This window comes from Paraburkholderia nemoris (genome assembly GCF_905221015.1).
In the GTDB taxonomy this organism is placed as follows: domain Bacteria; phylum Pseudomonadota; class Gammaproteobacteria; order Burkholderiales; family Burkholderiaceae; genus Paraburkholderia; species Paraburkholderia nemoris.
In genome coordinates, this window is sequence record NZ_CAJNBO010000050.1 from 1 (window position 1) to 18,982 (window position 18,982).

At 61.5% G+C, this 18,982-nt stretch carries 21 protein-coding genes; 9 read left to right on the top strand and 12 right to left on the bottom strand.

From position 1 onward, the window contains the following. Positions 1-125 precede the first annotated feature (125 nt). The gene (locus tag KHO33_RS39280) at positions 126-419 is read left to right on the top strand and encodes an Eco29kI family restriction endonuclease (protein WP_236074826.1); all 294 of its coding nucleotides are present in this window, start codon (positions 126-128) and stop codon (positions 417-419) included. A 168-nt stretch (positions 420-587) separates the two neighbouring features. After that, on the top strand, positions 588-1,178 hold the full coding sequence (locus KHO33_RS39285) for a hypothetical protein (RefSeq protein ID WP_200568103.1): 591 nt from the start codon (positions 588-590) through the stop codon (positions 1,176-1,178). A 53-nt stretch (positions 1,179-1,231) separates the two neighbouring features. On the opposite strand, the gene KHO33_RS39290 is transcribed toward KHO33_RS39285, so the two are convergent. Beyond that, the gene (locus KHO33_RS39290; RefSeq protein ID WP_200568102.1) at positions 1,232-2,578 is read right to left on the bottom strand and encodes a site-specific integrase; all 1,347 of its coding nucleotides are present in this window, start codon (positions 2,576-2,578) and stop codon (positions 1,232-1,234) included. A 159-nt stretch (positions 2,579-2,737) separates the two neighbouring features. Here KHO33_RS39290 and KHO33_RS39295 point away from each other — a divergent pair, with 159 nt between their 5' ends. The 3 genes from KHO33_RS39295 to KHO33_RS39305 all read left to right on the top strand — a co-directional run bounded on the left by KHO33_RS39295 (position 2,738) and on the right by KHO33_RS39305 (position 5,225). Further along, complete coding sequence (locus KHO33_RS39295; protein ID WP_200568101.1) at positions 2,738-3,043, top strand: hypothetical protein; 306 nt, start codon at positions 2,738-2,740, stop codon at positions 3,041-3,043. A 74-nt stretch (positions 3,044-3,117) separates the two neighbouring features. Then, a complete protein-coding gene (locus KHO33_RS39300; RefSeq protein ID WP_200568100.1) occupies positions 3,118-3,585 on the top strand; it encodes a hypothetical protein in 468 nt (155 codons plus the stop codon). A gap of 155 nt (positions 3,586-3,740) precedes the next feature. Next, entirely contained in the window at positions 3,741-5,225 is a 1,485-nt protein-coding gene (locus KHO33_RS39305; RefSeq protein WP_200568099.1) for a 3'-5' exonuclease, read from the top strand. 159 nt (positions 5,226-5,384) lie between these two features. On the opposite strand, the gene KHO33_RS39310 is transcribed toward KHO33_RS39305, so the two are convergent. The 10 genes from KHO33_RS39310 to KHO33_RS39355 form a co-directional block, all read right to left on the bottom strand. Further along, positions 5,385-5,690 (bottom strand): hypothetical protein, encoded by a 306-nt coding sequence (locus KHO33_RS39310; RefSeq protein WP_200568098.1) that lies wholly within the window; start codon positions 5,688-5,690, stop codon positions 5,385-5,387. Positions 5,691-6,155: 465 nt separating this feature from the next. Then, positions 6,156-6,362: a hypothetical protein gene (locus KHO33_RS39315; RefSeq protein ID WP_200568097.1), complete on the bottom strand. Its 207-nt coding sequence runs from the start codon at positions 6,360-6,362 to the stop codon at positions 6,156-6,158. A gap of 32 nt (positions 6,363-6,394) precedes the next feature. Beyond that, complete coding sequence (locus KHO33_RS39320) at positions 6,395-6,580, bottom strand: hypothetical protein (RefSeq protein ID WP_200568096.1); 186 nt, start codon at positions 6,578-6,580, stop codon at positions 6,395-6,397. 83 nt (positions 6,581-6,663) lie between these two features. Beyond that, positions 6,664-8,985 (bottom strand): SMC family ATPase, encoded by a 2,322-nt coding sequence (locus KHO33_RS39325; protein WP_200568095.1) that lies wholly within the window; start codon positions 8,983-8,985, stop codon positions 6,664-6,666. After that, positions 8,973-9,560, bottom strand: coding sequence for a hypothetical protein (locus KHO33_RS39330; protein WP_200568094.1), 588 nt, complete (start codon positions 9,558-9,560; stop codon positions 8,973-8,975). The genes KHO33_RS39325 and KHO33_RS39330 overlap by 13 nt, the downstream gene beginning before the upstream one ends. 212 nt (positions 9,561-9,772) lie before the next feature. Continuing rightward, a complete protein-coding gene (locus KHO33_RS39335) occupies positions 9,773-11,161 on the bottom strand; it encodes a metallophosphoesterase family protein (RefSeq protein WP_200568093.1) in 1,389 nt (462 codons plus the stop codon). Positions 11,162-11,240: 79 nt separating this feature from the next. Continuing rightward, on the bottom strand, positions 11,241-11,543 hold the full coding sequence (locus KHO33_RS39340) for a hypothetical protein (protein WP_200568092.1): 303 nt from the start codon (positions 11,541-11,543) through the stop codon (positions 11,241-11,243). A 100-nt stretch (positions 11,544-11,643) separates the two neighbouring features. After that, positions 11,644-11,949, bottom strand: coding sequence for a hypothetical protein (locus tag KHO33_RS39345; RefSeq protein ID WP_200568091.1), 306 nt, complete (start codon positions 11,947-11,949; stop codon positions 11,644-11,646). A 112-nt stretch (positions 11,950-12,061) separates the two neighbouring features. Next, positions 12,062-13,504: a recombination directionality factor gene (locus tag KHO33_RS39350; RefSeq protein WP_200568090.1), complete on the bottom strand. Its 1,443-nt coding sequence runs from the start codon at positions 13,502-13,504 to the stop codon at positions 12,062-12,064. Further along, a complete protein-coding gene (locus KHO33_RS39355; RefSeq protein WP_200568089.1) occupies positions 13,501-13,767 on the bottom strand; it encodes a DUF7696 family protein in 267 nt (88 codons plus the stop codon). The genes KHO33_RS39350 and KHO33_RS39355 overlap by 4 nt, the downstream gene beginning before the upstream one ends. A 630-nt stretch (positions 13,768-14,397) precedes the next feature. On the opposite strand from KHO33_RS39355, the gene KHO33_RS39360 reads away from it, so the two are divergent. The 4 genes from KHO33_RS39360 (at position 14,398) to KHO33_RS39375 (ending at position 17,129) form a co-directional block, all read left to right on the top strand. Next, entirely contained in the window at positions 14,398-14,982 is a 585-nt protein-coding gene (locus KHO33_RS39360; protein WP_200568088.1) for a DUF1845 domain-containing protein, read from the top strand. A 101-nt stretch (positions 14,983-15,083) separates the two neighbouring features. Next, entirely contained in the window at positions 15,084-15,944 is an 861-nt protein-coding gene (locus KHO33_RS39365; protein WP_200568087.1) for a hypothetical protein, read from the top strand. Between the two features lie 13 nt (positions 15,945-15,957). Continuing rightward, positions 15,958-16,350: a bactofilin family protein gene (locus tag KHO33_RS39370; protein ID WP_200568086.1), complete on the top strand. Its 393-nt coding sequence runs from the start codon at positions 15,958-15,960 to the stop codon at positions 16,348-16,350. A 104-nt stretch (positions 16,351-16,454) separates the two neighbouring features. Continuing rightward, positions 16,455-17,129, top strand: a complete 675-nt coding sequence (locus KHO33_RS39375; RefSeq protein ID WP_200568085.1) for a hypothetical protein — start codon at positions 16,455-16,457, stop codon at positions 17,127-17,129. Between the two features lie 158 nt (positions 17,130-17,287). Here KHO33_RS39375 and KHO33_RS39380 read toward each other — a convergent pair whose 3' ends face one another. Then, entirely contained in the window at positions 17,288-18,979 is a 1,692-nt protein-coding gene (locus tag KHO33_RS39380; RefSeq protein WP_200568084.1) for an ATP-dependent helicase, read from the bottom strand. Positions 18,980-18,982: the final 3 nt, after the last annotated feature.

The window sequence follows — 18,982 nt, forward strand, 5'->3', positions numbered from 1 at the left end:
ATGAGGAAAGCACTTTATTATGCGCAGGCGCTAGTGATGAAAAGCCATTGCAGAAGGGCAAACGAGTGTCCGTGGCGCGAAACTGCGCATAATCCCAAGATCGTCATAATTACTGCCGCTTCCTGGTGGTGGACGATATCTGGATTCCGCTGGGCGAGTCGTTGCTGATCGCGAAATTCGCCCCGCTCTGGAACGCGTCAATCGACGGATTTGGTAACCATGACCCGGGCAGCGGCAGGTACAACGGGCTGCGCCCACGCTGGGACGTATTGCACCCGGGCCGCGCCTGGGCGGAAAAATGCAAGCCGCGGGAAGAAACACAGGACCATATCGTTCGCGACGTGCTCAATTACTTTTCGACAATCGCTTTTCCAGCGTCTCACCACGTCCTCGGTCCGGATCAGCAACCGGGACAGTGATTGTGTGTAGGGCACGGGGCCGACCGCGAAGGCGGGGCGCTGGAATAGCCAATCGGTTCGGTACCCATGCCATTAACATTCCTATGTCAACAGAGGAAGAATTGAATACCAGCCCCCTGATAGCTCAGGGTCTTTTTTACGCTGTAGCGATTCCATAACATTCAATAAATGTCTACCAGTTGGATCGACATCGCCGACTCGGCTGTAAAGATTGGCTTGGGTGGCATTATCGGCGGCGTTGCGACGCTTATTGCCGGGATGCAAAGAAATAGGCACGAGCTCGCAACTGAAAGGATTGCGACTGAACGCGAGCGAGAGAGAGAGTTACGGTCAAATCGACGACGGCTGCTGGAAACCGCGACCGCTTCGGTTGAGATATTCTTTCGGCTCCACGAAACTGTCGCCAGGGAAGCCGAAGGCGCCGCGCTACGCATCGCGGACCAGCACAACCCCGTGACCGCGAACGAGCGCGAATGGTACCGCAAAGCGTTCCGAGTCTTGTGCGACAAAGACTATGTCGCTGCCGCCGACGAGGCGCGAGCACAGATCACAACGTTGAAGTTAGCCTCTGCGTCAGGCGCTGCAGAGGCGCTTAAGATCGCGATCTCGACAGCCTTGGGGTATCGCGACACCCTGGCCGGCCCCAAGTCGGACGGGATCATACCTAGCGTTGACGTCGCTACCAAGGCAAGAACCGAGTTTCGCGAAAAGTGTTCCTTGTTCGAAAAAGAGCTCGTCGCCTATTACGACAAGATCTAGTGGATGGGCCATGCAGGTATTTCCGTATATCGAGATGCCCTCTCATTACCGCATCACGCGGCCTGCTGCATGGCCTGCACGGCCGCCATGCGGGCGCGGTCCAGCGCGGCAATCGCGCGGGCATTGAAATCATTGTCGCGGTGCGCATAGCGCATGGTCTGCTCGATCCGGCTGTGCCCCATCCAGCGGCTCACCACATCGAGCGGCACACCCTGTTCGACGGCGCGCGTGGCAAACGAATGCCTCAGATCGTGCCAGCGGAATCCGCGTACCTGGGCGGCTTTCAGCAGGCCGGCCCAGTAGGTGACTTCGCGCAGCAGTTCGCCGGCGGCATTGGTGAACACGTGGATCGGGTGCACATTGCCCTGGAAACATTGCGCGCGCCACGCGCTGATGACTTCGAACGCCTCGGCGCAGAGCGGCACCACGCGGGTCCGATTGACCTTCGAATTCTCGTCGCGCACGGTGGCGGTGCGCGCATGCAGGTCGATATCATCCCACCGCAGAGTGAGCTGTTCATTGCGGCGCAGCCCGGTGTTGAGCGCGAACAGCACGGCGGGCTTCACGTAGTCGGTGAACGCGTGATGTGGCTCGAACACATCGTTGCGGCGCGGGTCGCCGTTGATGCGCTCGCGGTGCTCGCGGTTGCGTGTTTCGCGGTCATCGAGCACGGCCCGCAGCCGGTGTTCCTCATCCGGTTTCAGCCAGCGGACAACGCCTGAGCCTTCGTCCTCCTTCGCCATGCCTTCCGCCGGATTCGCGGTGATGATCCGGCATGCGTGCGCGTGGGCCAGCAGGCCCCGGAAGGCGTTCATCTTGCGGTTCATCGTCGCGGGCTTAACGTACTGCGCGGGCGTGCCGCGCGTGGCGGGTTTTTTCACGCGGAAGAGTTCATCGGTGCGCCACTGCGCGAGGTCGGCCATGCCCAGGCGATTCAGCGGCGTATCCATGAAGCCCGCAAAATCCTTGCGGATGTCCGTGATGGTGCGGTCAGCGCGGCTCTTGTTCTTCGATTTGCTGCGGAAGTGCGGGCCGTAGGTCTGCGTCAGGTACTCCCCCACGGTCGGGACCACCCTGGCCCGTTGCGCGTTGTTTTCCCGTGCGGCGTGTTTCGCGATCAGCGTTACGTCATCGTCCTGGCGATGGTCCAGCGTCGCGCCGATTTTTTTCGCCAGTTCTCGCGCCGCGCTCGGGGCCGTGGCAGGGTAATGGCCGACGACCTTGCGGCCATGCCTGCCGCCCGGCGCGATCCACCGGTAGTAATAGGCGATGCCGCCCTGGGGGGTGACCTTCACGCCGAACCCGCGCAGCGCGGCGTCGGCATATTCCTGATATCTGCCGGTGCCGCCTGCCTGCCGGATGGTTTCGAGAAAGTCGCGGTTGATGGTGTAGCGTTGCATGTTGTGCCCTCACTGGTTGAGGTTGTACATCAGAGCGTAGGGCAGTTTTAGGGGAATTTCCGTATGCAACCCTATGCAACCCTACGCACCTCTATGCAACCGTAAGGGCTTGATTCTGTTGAGCTATGCAACTCTACGCAACTCCATGCAACGGTAAAATTGCCCCCGCTAGGGGCCTGGCAGCGGCTTCATACGCTGTCAGATGCTGCGCTGGTTTTCCCCGAGCCGCGCGCCGATGACAAACCGATCACCGATGTGCTCCTGGGTGCGATCGTACGGGACGCACTGGACGCAATCGGATTCATCGCGCCGGATATGAGCCTGCGGGTGCTGCGCAACACCTTCGCCCGTCGTCTGCTGGTGGCCGGTCGAACCAACGAAGATACAAGCAGGCTGCTCGGCCTCGTGAGTCAGCGTACGGCCACCCGCCTTCGCGCGACCATCACCGGGTTGCACGTGACTTGACTTTACGTATTGCTGCGTAGCCTGGGCTATGCCGATCCAACTGGAGCGGCGTAACCCTTCCTGCGGAGTGTTGCATGCCCCACCAGACACCTTTCATGGACATGGCCTATCCCGATGAAGCGGGGCGGCCATGCGCCCTTCAGTTCCGTATCGCTCTTACCGCAACGGCGGAGCGTCTGGCCGTGGTCCATCTTCGTCACGGCAATGCCGAATACCAGAGCCCGATGGAGTCTTCCATTGTCCGGGACCAGCTTCTCAATCGGATTCTCGATGTTCACCTGCGCGGCGTGCCGGTGAACGCAATCCGGCTCGTCGTTGAGAGCGGGGGAAAGTCGTCCCTGTTTCCAATCGACTTTGACGTGGGCGACTACATCAAACGCGGCGATCCGTACGAGGCCACTCACGTGACCACGGGGCGTGGACTGTTCCGGGAACGTGTTGCCATCCGGTCCGAGTCCGTCGTCGCCGGGCGCACTCGTGTACAAACCAGCCACGCCGAACCGCTGGTTGTTCCGAAGGACATTGCTGGCGCTTTGCGCTGAGGCGTACCGTAGCGCGGGCCAGCAGCTCGAAAGGAGGTGCTGTTCCCGCGTCTTTTCCCTCCGGCATAGCGTGCGCGGTCTGACAGAATGCCTGTATCCCTCAGCAACTGCGACGCAAGCGTCACAGCCGTTTCCTACTCCCCATCCGAGACGTCATGACAGCATTGAAGCCGACCGCCGAGCAGCTCGACACACTCGAGACGGTCGCCTCCGGCGCGACGGTAAAAGTGAAAGCGTACGCCGGCGCGGGGAAGACCTCCACCCTTCGAATGATTGCCGAACGGTTCAGCACGAAACGCGGCCAGTACCTTGCTTTCAATCGTGAGATTGCGGCAGAAGCGAAGCAGAAGTTTCCGCGCAACGTCGCGTGTCAGACGGTGCATTCGGTTGCATTTCGCGCCACCGACAAGGCGCTCACGGCACGCCTGAATCTCCCCAAGGAACCGCCTCACATGCTCGCCAGCAGGTACGGGCTCGGGCCTGTGCGCGTTCCGACGGTGATTGGCAAAAACATCGAGCTATCCGTTTTCCAGGTCGGCCGGCTGGTTGCCGACGGCGCTGCGCGCTTCTGCCGGTCCGCTCAGGACGAGCCCGAGTCGTGGCACATCCCCGTCAACGAGATGATCACCGAACAGGCCGCCGACGAGTTGCGCGCGATGTTGTTGCCCTTCGTGGTGCGCCACTGGACCGAGAGCATCGACCCGCATGGGAAGACGGCTATCACACCCGACACGTATCTGAAAACCTGGGAGCGCTCGCGTCCGCAGATCGGCGCGGACTTCATTCTGTTCGATGAGGCCCAGGACAGCGACGGTTTGATGCTGTCTGTCCTGCGGCGGCAGGAGCACGCGCAGATCATCTATGTGGGAGACCCCTACCAGCAGATTTACGAGTGGCGCGGCGCGGTCAATGCCATGGAATATATTAAGGCCCGCGAGTGCGCCCTAACGGAGTCGTTCCGCTTCGGGCCTCACTTCGCCGCGCTCGCATCACGCGTTCTGAGCCTTCTCGGCGAAAGCGTACCACTTCGCGGCCAGGCCAATGTCACGTCGACTTTCTTCGAAGAATATGACCCTACCCGAACCTTCGACGCGATCCTGTGCCGCAAGAACGTGACTGTCATCGGGACGCTGGCAAATGGCCTGCAGAGCGGGCACAAAGTTGCGGTGCGTGCGAACATCGAAGAGATTCTGGCATTCGCCGACGGCGCTGACCGCCTGATGCGGGGCCAACGCACTTTCAGCCCGGCAACGCTCGCGCTATTTGAAACATGGCGCGACGTTCAGGAATACGCGGCGAGTTACGCAGGTCGCGACCTCCTGCCGATCGTTCAGATCATCGATCGGGAAGGCACCGCATACCTGCGGGACCTTCTGTCTCGCGTGTCGCCGGAAGCCGAGGCAGACTATGTCGTTTCAACGATTCACCGGGCGAAAGGTCTTGAATGGAACCGGGTGAAGGTCTGCGGCGATTTTCGCTTCAAGACGGAAGATGACGGCCGCACCACGATGACCGATGAAGAAAAGCGCCTGCTGTATGTTGGGTTGACGCGGGCCAGACATGAAATGGACGTCTCCGAATTGCGCAACGACCTCCTCAAGGTCTTCCGCGACTTTGGCACGCTACAACCGGGGCAATGAAATACCGATCGTCGCCCCTCTTCCGCATTAAAATCGACGTCTGTCTCAATGGCCAGATATGTGATGGCAAGCACCGTTTGACAGGCTGCGTTCTGAGGCGAAAAAAGGCCCGTCGGTTCCAGAGGAACCCACGGGCTGATCGACGGATGATGGTGTGCGTCAGGAAGATTCAGCGACACGGATATGCTTCAGCCACGCGGCCCCTGACGGAAGCCGACTGACGAGCGCAAGGACACCCGCGTCGTCCACGCTCCGCGCGTCGACAAACGTGTCGTTAAGAATGGCCGCCTGGAGGTAAAAAAGAAGAGCAAGCGCACCGGCGCCATGTTCTTCAGCTACCGAACCGAGCGTCTCGACCTCATCCAGAAGTTCGCGAACGAAGGACGACGACTGGCTGGCGCGCTGCATCGTAACGATCGCGGCCATCGCGAGATCCGCAGCCCTGCCCGGATCGTTGTCCGGCATGTCGCTCGCTGCGATCGCTCGGGACTCGACGAGACAGCGCATGACGTCATCAAAAAAATCAGTGCAAGAGTAAGACATTGGCCTGCTCCACAAGAGGCGTGCCGGCAAGCCACCCCGTTCCGGGGCGTGCCCCGGCGGGTGAATAAAAATACTACGGCGGTTGTATTGCGTCCGGTCGCGCCACGACGTGGCTCGACAGATGCGTAGTTCGGTTATCCGCGCAGGCGCCCCACAACGACGCCGGCGAACCTCAGACGCCCCTCGAACGGCGACGGTGGACTCGTGCGAGACGCACGTGTCGCAGCGCCTGTCGTGCCAGACAATGCGGCCGCTGACTGCTGTTCCCACAACAGACATGCGATTGCAAGCAATCCGGCGAGTGCCCCCGCGGTTGTTATCTGCTTTTTCATGAAGAGTCTCCATGCAAAAGGCCCCAACGCTCTTTCGAGGTTGAGGCCTTGCGGATCAGGAACAGGTTTTCGGATGCGCGACCGGGAATACCAGCACGCGACCATCGTTGCAGAGAATGAAGTCACCCGGCTCGCCTCGCGGCTGCTGGATGACAATCGTCGATACGTGCCTCGACGGCCCAGGCTCAGCCTGCGGTTCAATCGTGCAGGCGCACAACGATGAACTGCCTGCTGCAATGAGCAGCATCAAAAGGTTTTGCATAGAAGTTGACTCACAAGGAACAGGAGAACTGCTCACGCGGCCCGCGATTCGAGAGGGATGCTGGCGTGGTGCGTTATCCACTTGCCGTCGACGCGAACGTCACGCATCAGCGTTCCGTTCAGGACGTAGGTGTGGACATTGCCCGCGCGCGGCGTGGCGGGACGAACCGAAACCGTGACGGCTTCGGTTCGTGCATACAGGTCGTACTTTGTTTTCATGGCGTTCCTCGTTGGAAAAAAGCGAGGAAACGCCCCTGTGGGGAGCGACCCCCACAGGGTTAAAGAGAAAAAGAAATTGACGCTCAGGCCGCAAGCGCCTCGACATCGATCACTGCATCGGCTTCGGCAACAAGCTCGGGCGTGTGCGAGATGAAAAACTCGCGCTCATACCCGCCCAGGCGCAGCACCTCGCGCTTCATGCGCAGGAACTGCAGCTTGCGGCGCGTATCCAGCGGCCCATCCGACTCGTCGGTGAACAGGGTCTGATACGGCTGGCCAGCGTTACCCGCCAGATACAGCGCAATGCCACGCGTCAGACATTCGTTGATCCAGACCTTCTGGCCACCCGACATCACCGTGACCGCCTTGGTGCTATCGATGTCAGCGTCGTGCACCAGGATTTCAAATCCCTCGCGCAGTTCACCACTGGCCAGTGCCCGTTGAGTGCGGATCTCGACCGTGAAGCGCATGCCGTAGCAGGCAAGCAGCAGGTCGTTCACCATCTTCGTGAGCGCGGGGCCCGCATCGTCGATCGTCAGTGCGATCAGGCCTTCGTTGCCCAGACCCTTGGCGAGCAGCTTCCAGCTGGCGATCTCATCAGAGATGCGGTTTGCGCGCGACTGCGTCGCGTCGAATCCCGCAAGCTCTTTTGCGACCGCCTGCCGCTCGACTTCACGCGTTGCCTGCGAGCGGATCAGTGATTCGATCCCCGCGTCTTCGCCGGTGATGCCTTCGCGACACTGCGTCAGTTGCCTGTCCAGTTCAGCAATGGCGGCCGTCACGTCCCCAACGCCGAGGCGAGCAACTTCTGCGTCGACCTCCTGTGCCTGCGTGGAGAGGTTCGCCTGCTGAGACTGCCGCCGCTCGCGTACAGCCTTCGCCTCGCCGTCCACAGCAGCCAGTTCTACACTGACTTTGCGAACGCCTTCGGTTGCTGCATCGAGCAAAGGCTTACGGGCCGCGAGATCGACAGCCGTCTGCAGTTCACGGCGTGTGGCCGCAATCTGATCGGACAGCGACTTCAGTTCGGCGCGTCGGGTGACAAGCTGCTGCACCTCGGGTGTGAGGCGATCAACCGCTTCCCGGCTTGCGCGAAACGCCACGCGGAGGTTGTTGAGCGAAATGCGCTGCTCTGGAACCTTCGCATCCGCTTCACGCGCCTGGGCAAGCAGGGGGCACGTGTTATGCATCGCGTGACCCGCACAGGGAACGGCAGCGATAACGCTTGCCTGCTGTTCCAGAGACCGGAGCAACGAGGCCTTCGACTCACCTTCGGACGTGAGCCCGTTGATGCGTGAAGTCGCCGCGGTCAGCTCCAGCTGCTTCGCCTCGAGTACTGCGATCGCCTGCTGCAGCGGCTCGACACCGGCCTCCAGGGTTAGCAAACGCGCCTGTGCACCATCGCGCGCGTGAGCGGCCCCCAGGATTGCGTCACGCTGCACAATCACCGCGTTGTGACCGGCAATCGCGCTACGCAACGCCGACCGTCGCTGCTCGAAGCGGCGATCATCAGCCGCCCCGTCGTTTGCAAGTGTCTGCAGCGACGCGGCGATCTGGCTGCGCCGCAAGGCCAGTTCCCTCAATCGGGCCTGTGCGCTTGCGTTCGCAGTCTGTTTCGCCATCAGTGCAGCACGTTGATCAGTCAGCGCGACCGTCCGGGCATTCAGCGTCTCCCGGCTCTGGCGAGCCGTGGCGACTGACTGGATGTCCGAAGCGATAGCCTGATCGATCTGCGCGGCGCGATCGCGCTTTGCGGCCAACGCCACAAGCTGCTGGTGAGTGGCATCAAGCGCGCGGCCGAGACTCTTCACGACGTCGCCGGCTTTCGCCGACAGCGTACGCAGGTGGTCGATATGCAGAAGCTCCGCAAGCAACGCCTTGATCTCGCTTGCGCCATAGGACGCAAGCGGTCGCCGGTTCTGCGCGGAGAACACGCTGGTGAAGAAAGCTTCCAGCGAGCCGCACACTGATTCGACGCACAGATCATAGGTATCGGCCTTGCCGTCGGACACCGTACCCTCGGCCGTCTGCATCGGCTCCCATTGTCCGGCCGCGTTACGCCATGCCAGGAAATACTCGGCCTTGCCAGTTTTTCCCGGCTTGCGAAACGCGAACGACGACCGGTAACGCACGCCCCCATGCTCCCATTCGAACTCCTTGAGTGCATGCGTGCCGCAGACGTGGTCCCAATAGGAAAACCCGTCGACAGACAGCTTTGATGCGTGTGACGGCATGATCCTGTACGGATGCAGGTTGTCCATCAGCGTGGATTTCCCTGCGCCGTTGGGGCCCGTTAACGCAATGAGGCCCGTGGGTAGCGACTCCAGATCGAGCGTGACGCTCTCGCGCTTCATCCCGTCCCGAACACCGGTAAACCCGCTAAGGGTAAGTTTCAGTGGGCGCATGAGGCTACCTCCGGATGGGGTGCATCGAAGAGGTAGTCGGACGGCAGCCACGGCACATCATCGTCGTTGGCGTACATCGTGCCGACGACAGGATCTGCCGCGGAACGCGACGCGGCCGAAGCTTCTGCTGCAGCCGCTTTTTCGGCGGCCAGCTGCTCTGCCGCCTTCGCTTCAAGCGCGCCCGCTACAGCTTCCTCAACGAGGCCGCATGCGAGCGAGTAATCAGCGCTCGCTTGGCGCAGCAGCGCATCCCAGTTGTCACACCCTGTCAGCGCACGGAGCTCGCGAGAGCCCCACTGGCTAGCAAAGCCGGTCTCGAATGACCACAGCAGGTTTTGCATCTGCACGTCGGGCACCAGCGCGAGGTCGGCGCAGGCCGAATCGACGCGCTCGGCGAGAAGCAAAAAGCGGCCCTTCTGCGCGATCACCGCACCGCGGCTCTCACCGAAAGGTTGATGGAAAATGCCGGCGCTAAATCCAGCGTGGACCGTGAGGACCTTCTGGATGTCGCGAGGCGCACGTGATGCCGAGAAATGCCGGACCCATTTGGTGCCGGCGGGATAAAGACCAAACATGAGGACACTCCAGATAAAAAGTCGGCGGAGTGCATCCCTGCAGGGATGATTCCCCGCCAGGGTTAAAAGAAAAAATGGATGCAGCGAACTGCGATCGATGCGTCAGTGACGCGGGTAAATCTGGTTCCAGTAACACGCGGGCAGCGTGCTACCGGAACACGACTCGTGTCCCGCGCGGGAGCGCCATCCAGGCCGCTCCCGCTACATGGCGGCTACGCCGCGAAAAGATCATCATTGAGCCAGTCCAGCGTTAAAGGCTGTGCGCACGCAGGCGTCAAGGAAGTCTCCGAAACTGCCGGCGCTTCCACACCGACGGCGGCCGCAGGATGCGACAGCACCACCGCCAGGGGCGGTACATCGGCGCCTTCTTCCGGCTGAGAGTCGATGCGCGCCAGAACGCCAACCGCAATCGCGTCCACATCGCCCGAGACCAGCAGCTGCAAACAATCCTGCAGCGGCCTCGCATCGACGCTTGCCAGTTCGGCCCACCGCGCGAGCTTGCCCTCGACAGTCGTCTCGAGACTGATGCCCTGTGCACGGCTGCGCACCACAGGCAGCACGCGCGATTCGACCTGGAGGCCCGCAGCGCCAGAAAACAACGCCTTGATCGCTTCACGATCCACGCCCTGACGATGCTCCTCGTCGACCTGCCAGCGCACTCGAACGAACTTGTCAGTGGCATCGGCGGCGATTTCAGCCAGGCGTGCCATGTCGGGCGGCCCGTCGAAATCGACGCAGACCATCTGCCGTGAGGGGGTCGCGACGAGCGTTGCCGCCGCCATCCCCGGATGCACCTCCCACGAGAGATAGCCCTTCTCGCCCTCTTCGCCGTAGTGAAACCGGCCGATCGATCCGGGGTAAGCTACAAGTCGGCCTTCACGCGCCCACTGCTGTGCCTTGTGAATGTGGCCGAGCATGAACCCGTCGCATTCGGCCTCGAAGAGCGCCGTGAGCGAAAATTCATGGTCGAAACCCGCCATCGTGACGCCGTGTTCGGTCGTACAACCGTTCACGGTGCCGTGTGACACGCCAACCGTCGGAATGCCAGCCTCGCGCAGCCTGAGGTTCACGCGGCCGGCCGCAGCAAGATACGAGGCCAGCACTTCGCCCAGATCCGTCGCAGCCGCCAGCGCACCAACGCTCGCGGCGAGCTGCCCCTTGTTGACGGTGGGCAGGCAGGTGAAGACCGCCTGCGGCGGCACCGCGAGCAGATCCGACAACTCCGCTGGCGAAAAGACAGGACCGTGCGAGCGATGGAAGTGTCCGTCAGCCAGTGCGACCTGACAAACGGTGTCCGCGACGAACACCGGATGCACGCTGCCCATCAGCGCGAAGTTATCGAGCGTGCCGGGTGGCTCGTGCGAGAACGTCCCCTGGAGCATGAGCACGGGTGTCACTTCGGCCAGACGGTGAACCTGTCGGGCTAGTGCGTTCAGCGCGGGCGAGTGTGCGTCGAGCCGGTGGTCCGTCGAGTCGCCCGAAATGACCGCGACGTGGACGCGCTGTTCGAGAGCGTTACCTACTGCATAAGAAAAGCATCGATCAGACTCGGCCAGGTTATCGGGCGAGTAATGCAGGTCAGAAAAATGTGCGATCTTCACGAACGCCTCCTGAAGAAAAAGAGGCTACCCATGGGCAGCCTCGATCAGTGATCACCGCAACGCGGCGCATAAAAAGACATCAGGTGAACGGCAGCAGATCGCGAAGCCAGTCATCGGATGGCAGGGTCTGGACCCACGTGTCGTTGGCTCCGTTGTCGTAGGCATCCGCAAGCTTCGTATTGCGCGAAAAGCGAGGGGTATTGAAATGCACACCGTAGTCGCTGCGACCAAGTCGATAGGCCTGTCCGGTCGCCCAGTTGCGGCACGCAGTCCCGGCCCTTTCGCTCAGCATCCCAACAACAGCGGCGAAGGACCAGACAACCCTGATTTTCCAGCCGTACGAGAATTCGCTTTCGCGCTCCGTTGCAAATGCTCGATTCATATGGGTTTGCTCCATCGGAATAGGTTAAGTGGGCTGTATGGCAACGCAGCACTCGCGAAGCCAGGACACCGGACGGGCAGAAATCTCCGTTCCGGCGACGCTACAAGCTCGCGATAGTTGCTTCCTCGATATCGGTGCCGGGCAGCGGTGCGTCAGGGTCGAGCAATACCGCAAGACAGGCCGGGACATCGATGCTTCCGTCGTCCGCAGTCAGCGCGTTCAGCGCGTCATCCCTGCTCATTAGAGACCCTAGTTCCGTCGCATGACGAAGGGCGGCGTCGAACAGTGAGCGTGAATCGGACACGCGTAGGTCTATCGAAACGCGAAACAGGTGTGTATCGGACATGATTGCTCCGTTTTCAGAATTCAGAATATGGCCGCCGAAGCGGGCTTGTTCGATGCGCATGTGCGCGGTCGAAACCATTTGAGCAAACACCGGCTTGCTGAAATGTTCTCGGTATCGAAACGGGAAGGAACCAGCCCCGAAGGGCTGGCAAGGGTTGAAATAACGTCAGGTATCAGTCGAGAAAGGTCGGCTGTCTTGCCGCGACAATCTCCCGATCGAACGCTTCACGGTCGGTCAGTGCCTGTGTGAGTCGCTCGTTCATCTGATCGACGTCGTGCTCGCGATCGGTCCAGCCGCGCCCATACCTGGTATGCGCGTAGATGCGGAAGTCCTGTTTGCGATCATCCGCGGACAGGCCAAGTCGCTGAAGCAGGTCCGACATGCGGTCGCGCTTATCTTCGAGCGTTTCCGGAGCCTCTGCCGTCGCCGGCTGTGCCGAAAGCACGTGTCGCAACAGCGGACCGGTGGCAGGCGAAGTGCTTTTAACCGCCGGAGACGCTCCGGATGAGTCTGTCGCCGCAACTGCGCTCAGGCCAGCTTCGTTCGTACCAGAACTTTCGCCCGTTGCTGTATCGGCGGACGCATCCAACGCGGCGCCTCCAGCAACCGCGTTATCGATCGCTGTATGGACATCGCCACCGAGGCGCACGACATTGCCACCTGCTTCGATGAGCGCAACCGCGCGACTCGCCGTATCGAGCGCCGATGGAGCGTCGTCGGCTGCGTCGAGCAGCGCACCGATATCAATGTCGGCATCGAGCACGGTGAGCATCTGACTGGTGCGCACTGCTTCTCCGTTCTCGTTGATACGCGTGATGTCGAACTCACGCTTGGTGATCCAGAAGCGCGTGCCTGTCAGTTTGCCCCTTGCTAGCTGCACAGTCTGCATCGCCGAATAGGCCTTCTGTAGCACGTAGATCGAGTTCGTCGGCAATTCAATCAGCCCAAGCCCCTTGATGTCTGGAACCGCGAACACGAAGCTCGCAGACAGATTGCAGTGTCGCGCCTGATACTGGGGACACTGTTCGGGATCGCAGATGCCGTCCGGAATTGCTTCATCCTGGCGACGGATGACGGTGCGCCCGCCAAAGTGCCGCACTGCGCGTTGCGCACGCGGATCGCGCTCGATCTTTGCGTACGTCATGCAGTAGCGGATTCCATCGCGCTCGTACTGGGAGAAGAACTTGCGACCATTTGTGCCGTATACGGTCATCTGGTTGGGCAGGTTCTGCATCCAGTCATTGAACGCGAACAGCACCGGAAACCGGTAGAGCTTCACACCGTCGCCGCGATCATCACCGTACAGTCGAAGGATCTCGTCGGCCACGTCCGGGCTGTTGAAGTCCGAGCGCCGGCAGGTGAAATACGGCGTGTTCTTTGGCACAAGTGCGTTCTTGATGTTGCACTTCGATTCGATCACCTGGGCGATCGCGTCGAACGGATGGCCCTGGGCGACCATGTCGTTGTAGATGCCGATGGCCTGCGCGTTGCTGCGGGCCTTTGACGTGAGCACCTTGATGCCGGGGCGGATATGACCAATAACGGGCGGCCGCAATGCCCGTTCCTCAACGACGCTGCGCGCAGGGCCGTTAAGCAGATTGACGACAGCGTTCATGAAGGTTTCCTCGCAAGAAAAAAGATTGCCGTGGTGCGCAGTTCGCTGGCCGACTGCTCCAGTTCGTGCGCTGCCGCCTCTCCGCGACGTTCGGCTACGTGTGAAAGAAAAATGCGGCGCTCGGGATCGCTAAACGCAGCAACCTTCGCAACCTCGCAGCGGTGCCGCCATGCCGGCGGCGCCGTATCAACGGATGCGCGCTCCTCCTCGATCGTGTGACTGATCGTTTCGGCAATTCGCAGATCCAGACGGTCGGGAAGCAATGAAGACCTCCTGTGGAGACAGAACACAACGGACGAAAAAAAACGCGTCCCTCGGTGTGAGGAACGCGTCTTTGGGATTCGATGAAAAATGACCTGAGCGCCACAACCCTTCCGGGGTCGTGGCGCTCAGGGAGCCGAGGGCTCATATACGAGGACGTAAGTCGTCCTCGCGCAGCATGGTCACGCTGCGCAACAGCCCATTTTCGGAGAGAAACATTCCGCCGCAGGATCACGGTTCAGTCCACTTCGATCGTTCTACCCAGACGGGCTCTGGAGAGAGAACACCCGGTGTCCGGGTCCGAACGATATCACGGCGCAAGTGAATGCGGCCAGAGACGAGTTTTATGACTGAATGAATGGGGAGCGCTGGCGAGGCGCTCATCAGCAGAAAATTCCACACCAGTTGCCGTCTGGTCGGAGCATGCTCAAGGCACGGCTTGTACAGAAGATGGACTCCGGGCTAGCCGGGTCAAGGTCGATGCGTCAGAGACGCGAGAAGTAGAGTCAGTATTGCCTGGATACGCGCGCCGAACACCCCAAAAGATGAGGAAAACAGTGCAGCTTTTGCCTATTTGCATGTGCGTTGGCGCACGCAGAATGGCAGGTGAGAGAGACCACCCGAAAATACCTATGGCCGCAGTTCCTGATTTTCTCCCGGAGCCAGAGCGCCCGGACAAAGACACACCGACCGGCGGGAACGCACAGCCGAGCGGATTGAAGCCGATCGAGCGTCTGACAAGCGATTCGCGTATCGACCGGATCCGGCCGGAATCTGACGCGAAGACGGTGCTCCGATACAGCTCGCTGTTTGCCCGCACCTACATCCGCTCAGACTACAACTTCTGCGCAGCGAAGATCGCGGTCGCCCGCGGCGGGAAAACGCGCGCGCTCGAGAAGGCACTGCGCGAAACGTCCGAATGGCTGCGCAAAACCGAGCAGTGGCTCCTGCGTTTCGAAGCTCGCCCTATCGAACTGCCACACGACATGATCGAGCTCACCATCACGCGGCCTCTGGCCGGCCTGCTGGTGCGGTGCCTCACCCAGTACGACCGCGTCTATGTGCGCGCGACCGAGCGCCTCGCGCGCGGAAAAATCACGGACGAACAGCGGCTCGGCATCCTCAACAACGCGGAACGCAAGCTCAGGTTGATCGTCCAGATCTGCATGCCGGACAACGACCAGTACACCGCCGACGGCGAGCGCCGCGAGAAATAGCCGCGCCGCAGCATCGCCAACCACAGCCCGCAGCCGTACCGACGCGACTTGACTTTGCGCACGGATGAATAGGCTCGGACTGTCAACCTGTTGGAGAAACCATGGATCTCAGGGAAATTCAGAGGCTGCATGCCCAATACAACGCGCAGCCAGTTGTCATTGACCTCGCAAGTCACGCCGCTGCCATGCCCGCGCTGCCTGTACCCGACGACCGCTCTGCCCGCCCGGGGTTGCTCGCCGGTATGCGCCGGGCGACGAAACCCGCCTTAATCGCGCTGGCTGTCGGAGCACTGGCTGCCGCTGGTGGGATCAGCGCCGCCCACATCTGGCACGCACTGCATGAGTCGGCTGCGAAGTCGCCGGTGATCGCGACATCGGCGGCATCGGCGCCAGCATCGACCGCGATCGGTGAGGGTGGCGACATGCCGGTCAATGCGGCGCCGGCGCGACCGCTCACCTCCTCTGACTTCGACGGAAAGCAACGGCAGGTCGCGCCATCCGCTCTTTCGATCGTGGACCCACGCGCGCTGTCTCTGCCAGCAACCATTGGGGCATCGTCAGGCGCCACTGCCTCGACCACGCGCGCCGGGACAGCGGAACAAAACGTCGCTGCTTCTCCGATTCGAGCCCACTCGGTGAGTCAGACCGCCGTAGATCCCCAGCCGACCGCATCTGCCCAGCCAGTACAGCCCGCCCCTGCGCAGCCTCCGGTGCCATCGGTCGCGTCCAGAAAGGCCACACCCGCCGATGCGGCGTCGCCTGCGCTCACCACCGCCGTTCCGAAGGTCGCCTCCGTGCCAGCTCAGGCCGCGAGCGCTGAGCTGGCCGCTGCAAAACCGACCCTGCGCCCCTTGCATCACCTTACGCGCCGCACTCACGCTGCAGAGACTGGCGATGCACCCGCCACCCCCGAACAACCCAAAGCGCCCGCCGGAAAGTCCGGCGACGTGCAACTTTTCTGAAGAGGCCAATCTCATGAAGCCGCAACCTCTGAACGTCACCCTGCTATCGGCAGGTCTGTCGATCCACGGCAACGTCATCCTCGACCACGGCCTGAGCAGCTTCGGCATCGTCGACGGGAACGTCATCTCGAACGCCGGCCTTGTGCATATCGGGCTGGGTGGCATGGTCAAAGGCCAGATCGAAGGCGAACACGTGCGCGTCGACGGCACCGTCGAGGGCGACGTCCACTCGCGTGGCGTACTCGAAATCAACGGACGCGTGAAAGGCAACGTCTACTACTACGGAACCATTCGCCTCGGCCCCCGCGCGTCGCTCGAAGGTCAGATCAAGCGCAAGAGCGAACTGACCATCGAAAATTCGAGCAACGTCCAGCATCTTTCGCGTGCGGCCGCCGGCAACACGTAAAACCGCAACCACATCGAATCTCAACCCCGGGGTATAACGTAATCAATCTCCGAATCCGTAGTGAGTTCTGGGGCTCCGCAGCCCTCGTTTCTGCGTTTTTCGCAATGTCCTTTGCGGTGCTGGTCACGACAACCGGCGGCAACGCGCCAATCCAGGCCGCAGGCCTCGCCGCGCTCATAGCGTTCGCGCTCGAGTATGCCCGGCGCCAGAAGCTGGCCAGACTCCGATCGGAGTTCGCGCGATCCGCCCGGTCAACGAACTGCCTCATCCTCATCAATGGCGTCGTCGCGGGCTCAGTCCCAGAGCCGGATTACATCGAAATGCGAATCCGGTCGATGCTCGATCCGCGGAACTATGTTGGGCAGTTCTTTGAGGTGGCGCGATTCCTACTCATCTGTCTCGCGGTGACTGCGGTAGCAATGCCCGTACTGCTCTTCTGGTGGCTGGTTATTGCTGCGGCTGTTGCACCGGAAAGGGTTCTCCCCAACCTGACGCCGTTTTACGCGATCATGGCCGCAGCGCCCTCGATTGCCTCGACTGCGCCGTTGATTGGCCAGGTTGCCAGAACGATCCTCACCATGGGCGCGATGTTCAGCGTACTCACGAGCGGTGCGCTGGGCTTTTTCTCCAGCCGTTCTCCCATCACGAACGTCTTTCAGCGAGCGGTAAACGAGCGACTGCGCCGCATTACCGGCACCGTCGCCCGGGGCGACGTCGGTGTATCTCGCACCGTTGCCACCTCCGCAGACAGCAGCGATCGTTCCGCGCGCGCGGCCTGAGCACGGCCGTCTCTCGACCCCTGCCTCAGCCAATCGCCGGCGTCCCCGGCCGCGATTGGCTTCTCGCCGGTAGGGCGATGGATCGTGAATGTCGACCGGAATCTCAGGCTTCAGCGGAGAAAGCGATCAGAGTGCGTATTCCAGTGACCGCCGCGAAACTACGCAATGGCCGATTCGATGACGAACCGCGAGACCGGGTTCTTTTTGATGGTGGCGATGGTGAGTGTGTCACGCGCGCGCGTCATGGCGACGTAGAAGAGGCGACGTTCTTCCGACTCGGTACTCTTTTCGTCAGGAACGACGCCTTCCTCCGCGCGCGTGATCCACACGTGGTTCCATTCAAGGCCTTTGGAACTATGCATGGTCGTGAGCACCAGCGCGCCGTCCGTCGGCTTGTTATTGTCGCGCTTCAGATACTCGATGCGCTCGGCAAACGTGCCGTTCAGGCGTGACACGACGTCGTACGTTGCCTGGATCGCGCGCTTCGCCCTGTCATCGCGCGCGTACGTCATCATCATTTCCAGCACGCCGTCGAGCGCGAGCGCATAGAACCTGCGCTCGCACATCTGCGTCCATTCCGCGAGCCGCTTCATGAACGCACGGTACGCGCTCGCCGTGTCCTCGGGCAGACCAAGAGCCACGAGATCCTTCTTCGCCCGTTGGATAAGCACCGCACCCATATCCCGATGCAGTGCACCGAGGTGGGTTGAACTCATCCCCGTGTATCCAAGGACAGCGTCCAGTCCATTCTGTTTGCGCCCTTCTGCGATCTGTAGCAGGTTGCACATGAGCGCGCCCTGAGGGCCGTTGAGTACCGAGGCGCCGGATGCACGGTAATACGGCACACCGTGTGAGCGACAGACGGCTTCAATCGGGTCCAGTATGCGATTTGTGCGTGCGAGAATGGCGCACGAATTACCCGCGACGAGTTGGGGTTGCAGGTGCTCCACTGCGGCCACTGCGTCCGCGTACTCATCATCAAAGCGGCGCGACGCGATAGCGCCACCTGCACCCCGTTCTGCGCGCAGGATCTTCGCAATGCGGTCGACGTTGTTACGGATCACGCGGTCGGCCGCCGCCAGGATTTCGCTGCGGCAGCGGTAGTTACTGCCGAGCACGATGCGCTGCGCGTTGAAAGAACTGGCGAAGCTCTCCATGCCGTGAAACCCAAGCGCTGCGCGAAAGCCATAGATACTCTGGTCATCGTCGCCCACTACTGTGACGCGCGCGCCGGCGTCCGCGTGAAGCTCAACCCAGCGGTATTGCAGCGGATCCGTGTCCTGGAACTCGTCAACGAGCAGATCGGTAAAGCGGTAAGCCTCGATATCGCCCGCCTCCATCCCGGCCACGGCCAGGCGCAGCATGTCCTGGAAGTCGATCTTGCCGTTACGCTCAAGTGCTTCCTGGTAAGCGTGATACAGCTGTGCGTCGGGGCTGCCGGCCTCGACACGTCCGAAGTTGGTCTTGATCCGTTCGATAACCGGGATCACCTCCTCGGTTTTCCACTGCAACCCCAACTCGGCCAGCACGCGAGCAATAAGACCCGCGCGGTCGCCGTCAGTCGCGATATCGCGCTTGCCAAGCTGGCGGTTTGCCAGCGAGTGGAACGTTCCCGCGATCAGCCGATTCTTTGCGCTGGCGCCGGCCAGCGCGAGGATGCGATCGCGCAGTTCAACGGCGGCGTCCTTGCTGAACGTCACCGCACCGACCACCGCGTGCGGATCGGCGAGCAGCAGCGCCGCCTTCGCGGCGATCGTCTTCGTCTTGCCCGCACCCGGACAGGCGATGGCAACACAGTGCCGGCGCAGCTCCGCGACCTCGCGCTGCTGCGCATTGAGCCCGTCAAGCATCGT

Coding starts and splice junctions, on each gene's coding strand:
- KHO33_RS39360 (WP_200568088.1), top strand. CDS start 14,398: ATGGCCGCAGTTCCTGATTTTCTCCCGGAGCCAGAGCGCCCGGACAAA.
- KHO33_RS39285 (WP_200568103.1), top strand. CDS start 588: ATGTCTACCAGTTGGATCGACATCGCCGACTCGGCTGTAAAGATTGGC.
- KHO33_RS39345 (WP_200568091.1), bottom strand. CDS start 11,949: ATGCGCATCGAACAAGCCCGCTTCGGCGGCCATATTCTGAATTCTGAA.
- KHO33_RS39370 (WP_200568086.1), top strand. CDS start 15,958: ATGAAGCCGCAACCTCTGAACGTCACCCTGCTATCGGCAGGTCTGTCG.
- KHO33_RS39340 (WP_200568092.1), bottom strand. CDS start 11,543: ATGAATCGAGCATTTGCAACGGAGCGCGAAAGCGAATTCTCGTACGGC.
- KHO33_RS39365 (WP_200568087.1), top strand. CDS start 15,084: ATGGATCTCAGGGAAATTCAGAGGCTGCATGCCCAATACAACGCGCAG.
- KHO33_RS39325 (WP_200568095.1), bottom strand. CDS start 8,985: ATGCGCCCACTGAAACTTACCCTTAGCGGGTTTACCGGTGTTCGGGAC.
- KHO33_RS39310 (WP_200568098.1), bottom strand. CDS start 5,690: ATGCCGGACAACGATCCGGGCAGGGCTGCGGATCTCGCGATGGCCGCG.
- KHO33_RS39300 (WP_200568100.1), top strand. CDS start 3,118: ATGCCCCACCAGACACCTTTCATGGACATGGCCTATCCCGATGAAGCG.
- KHO33_RS39350 (WP_200568090.1), bottom strand. CDS start 13,504: ATGAACGCTGTCGTCAATCTGCTTAACGGCCCTGCGCGCAGCGTCGTT.
- KHO33_RS39330 (WP_200568094.1), bottom strand. CDS start 9,560: ATGTTTGGTCTTTATCCCGCCGGCACCAAATGGGTCCGGCATTTCTCG.
- KHO33_RS39375 (WP_200568085.1), top strand. CDS start 16,455: ATGTCCTTTGCGGTGCTGGTCACGACAACCGGCGGCAACGCGCCAATC.
- KHO33_RS39315 (WP_200568097.1), bottom strand. CDS start 6,362: ATGCAAAACCTTTTGATGCTGCTCATTGCAGCAGGCAGTTCATCGTTG.
- KHO33_RS39290 (WP_200568102.1), bottom strand. CDS start 2,578: ATGCAACGCTACACCATCAACCGCGACTTTCTCGAAACCATCCGGCAG.
- KHO33_RS39320 (WP_200568096.1), bottom strand. CDS start 6,580: ATGAAAACAAAGTACGACCTGTATGCACGAACCGAAGCCGTCACGGTT.
- KHO33_RS39380 (WP_200568084.1), bottom strand. CDS start 18,979: ATGCTTGACGGGCTCAATGCGCAGCAGCGCGAGGTCGCGGAGCTGCGC.
- KHO33_RS39305 (WP_200568099.1), top strand. CDS start 3,741: ATGACAGCATTGAAGCCGACCGCCGAGCAGCTCGACACACTCGAGACG.